This is a genomic window from Flavobacterium sp. (genome assembly GCF_043773265.1).
Lineage (GTDB): Bacteria > Bacteroidota > Bacteroidia > Flavobacteriales > Flavobacteriaceae > Flavobacterium.
In genome coordinates this window covers 1-3,768 of the sequence record NZ_JAYVFH010000048.1, presented here as the reverse complement: position 1 = coordinate 3,768, position 3,768 = coordinate 1, and the positions used below count along the sequence as shown (strand labels likewise).

Genomic DNA, 3,768 nt, shown 5'->3' with positions numbered 1-3,768 from the left:
TTTATAATTATTACTCTGTCGCAAATGGCTTCAACTTCTTGCATAATGTGCGTAGAAAGAAAAACCGTTTTATCTGCTCCAATATTTCTAATTAAATCTCTAATTTCCACCAACTGATTTGGATCTAAACCTGTAGTTGGTTCGTCAAGAATTAATACATCAGGATTATGCAACAACGCGGTAGCAATGCCAACTCGTTGTCGATAACCTTTACTTAATTGACCAATTTTTTTATGACTTTCTGGCGTTAATCCTGTTAAAGTAATCACTTCTTCAATTCTAGATTTTGCTACTTTATAAACATCGGCATTAAACGCTAAATATTCTCTAACATACAAATCTAAGTACAACGGATTGTGTTCTGCCAAATAACCAACCGAAAGTTGTACCGCTTTTTGATTAGCAATAACATCATTTCCGTTTACAGTTGCAGTTCCAGAATCGGATGTAATATAAGTAGTTAAAATTTTCATCAAAGTAGATTTTCCTGCGCCATTTGGACCAAGAAAACCTACAATTTCACCTTTTTTTACAGAAAACGAAACGTTATCCAATGCTTTTTGAGCACCATAATTCTTCGAAATATTTACAACTTCTATTGACATAATTAATCTATTTGTAGCAAATGTAAACAGAAATTAGCTTCATTTAGTATTTTTTCTTTTCAGATTTTTCTTTTTTTAATTCGCATTTAGATTTCTATATTTACAAAAGAATTTTACTGTTTCTAAAAATTTGAATTATGAAAAAACTATCTGTACTATTTATATTGTTTACAATTATTTGTCAAGCGCAAGTAAAACCAACAATTGATAAAAACGAAGTTATAAGAATTGAAACCGAATTAGCATCGGATAAGATGCAAGGAAGAGCAATTTTTACTGCCGGAATTGATTCTGCATCAGTTTTTATAGAAAAAGAATTCAGTAAAATTGGATTGGATTTTTATGGCGATTTAAAAAATTACCGACAAGAATTTGAAGCCAAAAACAAACCAGCCAATAATGTAATTGGAGTTTTAAAAGGAAAATCTAAACCAGAAGAATTTGTAATTTTTTCAGCGCATTTTGATCATTTAGGAACTAAAGATTATGGTAAAGATAAAGTTTACAATGGCGCAAACGACGATGCTTCTGGAGTTACAGCCGTAATTGTATTGGCAAACTATTTTAAAGAATTAAACACTAACGAACGCACTATTATTTTTGTAGCATTTACTGGTGAAGAAGTTGGCGGATTTGGTTCTGGATTTTTCTCTAAAAGTATAAATGCAGATAATGTTGTGGCAATGTTTAACATAGAAATGATTGGAACCGAAAGCAAATGGGGTAAAAATTCTTGTTACATCACAGGATTTGAAAAATCTAATTTTGGAATTATTTTACAACAAAATCTTAAATCAACAAATTTTAATTTCTATCAGGATCCATATCCAACAGAGCAATTATTTTACCGTTCTGATAATGCAAGATTGGCAGCTTTAGGAGTTCCAGCGCACACCATTTCTACTTCCAAAATGGATTCTGAAGAAAATTATCATCAATTATCTGACGATGTTTCAACTTTAGATTTAGACAATATGACCGTAGTAATTAAATCAATCGCACTAAGTTCTGAAAGTATTGTAAAAGGAATTGATACACCAACTAGAGTTAAAAAATTGAGAGAATAATATTCAACGAAAACGTTAGCGTAAAAAAATCACATATATTTTTATTTATATTCATATATTATTTACTTTAGCCAAATACAAAAAAACAAAATGTTACAAACTGCAACTTATTATAGCAATTCATTTTATTTCTGGAAACAGAAAAGGATTGTTATATAGTTTAGATAAAAATAAAATCACTTAACTAAGATACAATCCTGATGCAAATCAGGATTTTTTTTTATTCTGAATTTTGTTCAGAATCTTTTGAAGAAAAAATAAATAATGAAAGAGATAATAGCAATTCAAGGAATCAAAGGTTCGTTTCACCATCAAGTAGCGCAAGAATATTTTCAGCATGAAAACGATTTGGACGAATGTATGTCGTTTGACGAATTGGTGAAAAGTTTAAAAACAAACCAAGCTGACAAAGGCGTTATGGCATTAGAAAATTCTATTGCAGGTTCAATAATTCCGAATTATGCTTTAATTGACAATAATAATTTACATATTATTGGCGAACATTATTTGGATATTCACATGAATTTGATGGTATTAAAAGGTCAAAAAATTGAAGCTATTACCGAAGTACATTCGCATCCAATTGCGTTATTACAATGTGCGGTTTTTTTTAGTCAATATCCACACATAAAATTGGTTGAAAGTGGCGATACTGCTGAAACTGCAAGAAGAATTCAAGAACATAAATTACTTGGAATTGCTGCTGTTGCTGCGCCAATTGCTGCAAAACTATACGATTTAGAAATTTTAGCCGCTGGAATTCACACGGTTCAAAGTAACAAAACCCGATTTGTAATTGTAAAAACGCAGAATAAAGAAATTCCGAAAGAGCAGATAAATAAAGCATCAATAAAATTTGAATTGGATGATACTGCAGGAAGTTTGGCAACCGTTTTAAATGTAATGAACAATTGCAAGTTAAATTTAACCAAAATACAATCGATGCCAATAATAGAAACACCTTTTCAATATTCGTTTTTTGTAGATGTGATTTTTGACAAATACAAACATTATGAAAAAGCCAAAAAGATTTTAGTATTAATGACAACACATTTTAAAGTGCTTGGTGAATATAAAAGTGGAAAAAGAGAATAAATAAAAAATTAGTTAAATAAGTCTAATCTATCAAATCAGTGACGAAAAATATGATACAAACAGCAAACAGACTAAATTTAGTAGAAGAATATTATTTCTCTAAAAAATTGAAAGAAGTACGACAACTTATTGCTGATGGAAAACCTATTATTAATATGGGAATTGGAAGTCCAGATTTAACACCAGATAATTCTGTAATTGAAGCCATACAACAATCATTATTTGACGAAAAAGCACATGAATATCAAAGCTATCAAGGTTTGCCAGAATTGAGAAAAGGAATAGCAACTTTTTATAAAAATGAGTTTCAAGTTGATTTAGATTTTACTTCAGAAATTTTACCTTTAATGGGTTCAAAAGAAGGAATTATGCATATTTCTTTGGCGTTTTTAAATGAAGGTGACGAAGTTTTAATTCCCAATCCTGGTTATCCAACGTATGCTTCTGTTACCGAATTGGTTCAGGCGAAAACTGTATATTATGATTTAATAGAAGAAAACAATTGGTTTCCAGATTTTGAAAAATTAGAACAACTAAATTTGTCTAAAGTAAAATTAATGTGGGTTTCCTATCCGCATATGCCAACAGGAGCAAACGGAAATTTAGAAGTTTTTAAAAAATTAATTGCCTTCGGAAAGAAGCATACTATTTTAATTGTAAATGACAATCCGTACAGCTTTGTTTTAAACGAAAATCCGATTTCAATTTTACAAATTGAAGGTGCAAAAGATATTGCTTTAGAATTAAATTCGTTATCAAAAACTTTTAATATGGCTGGTTGGCGAGTAGGAATGGTTTTAGGAAATGCAACATTATTAGAAGCAATTTTAAAAGTAAAAAGCAATATGGACAGTGGCATGTTTTATGGAATTCAGAAAGGTGCCATTGCAGCTTTACAATTAGGAAAAAGTTGGTTTGAAAGCCAAAATGAAATTTACACAAAACGAAGAAATTTGATTTTTAAATTAGCCGAGAAATTGAATTGTACCTTTGACAAAAAC

At 29.9% G+C, this 3,768-nt stretch carries 4 protein-coding genes; 3 read left to right on the top strand and 1 reads right to left on the bottom strand.

The features are described from left to right. On the bottom strand, positions 1-605 hold a 605-nt coding region (locus tag ACH2BO_RS02515; RefSeq protein WP_395043186.1), incomplete at its 3' end, for an ATP-binding cassette domain-containing protein. 137 nt (positions 606-742) lie between these two features. Between ACH2BO_RS02515 and ACH2BO_RS02510 the strand changes: the two genes are divergently transcribed. From ACH2BO_RS02510 to ACH2BO_RS02500, 3 genes are all read left to right on the top strand, one after another. Beyond that, positions 743-1,672: a M28 family peptidase gene (locus tag ACH2BO_RS02510; protein WP_395043185.1), complete on the top strand. Its 930-nt coding sequence runs from the start codon at positions 743-745 to the stop codon at positions 1,670-1,672. 264 nt (positions 1,673-1,936) lie between these two features. After that, a complete protein-coding gene (locus tag ACH2BO_RS02505) occupies positions 1,937-2,767 on the top strand; it encodes a prephenate dehydratase (protein ID WP_395043184.1) in 831 nt (276 codons plus the stop codon). 50 nt (positions 2,768-2,817) lie between these two features. Next, a partial coding sequence (locus ACH2BO_RS02500) for a pyridoxal phosphate-dependent aminotransferase (RefSeq protein WP_395043183.1) occupies positions 2,818-3,768 on the top strand: 951 nt, incomplete at its 3' end.

What these genes read in the sequence shown, in the direction of transcription:
- ACH2BO_RS02505 (WP_395043184.1), top strand. Translation starts at nt 1,937, where the DNA reads ATGAAAGAGATAATAGCAATTCAAGGAATCAAAGGTTCGTTTCACCAT.
- ACH2BO_RS02510 (WP_395043185.1), top strand. Translation starts at nt 743, where the DNA reads ATGAAAAAACTATCTGTACTATTTATATTGTTTACAATTATTTGTCAA.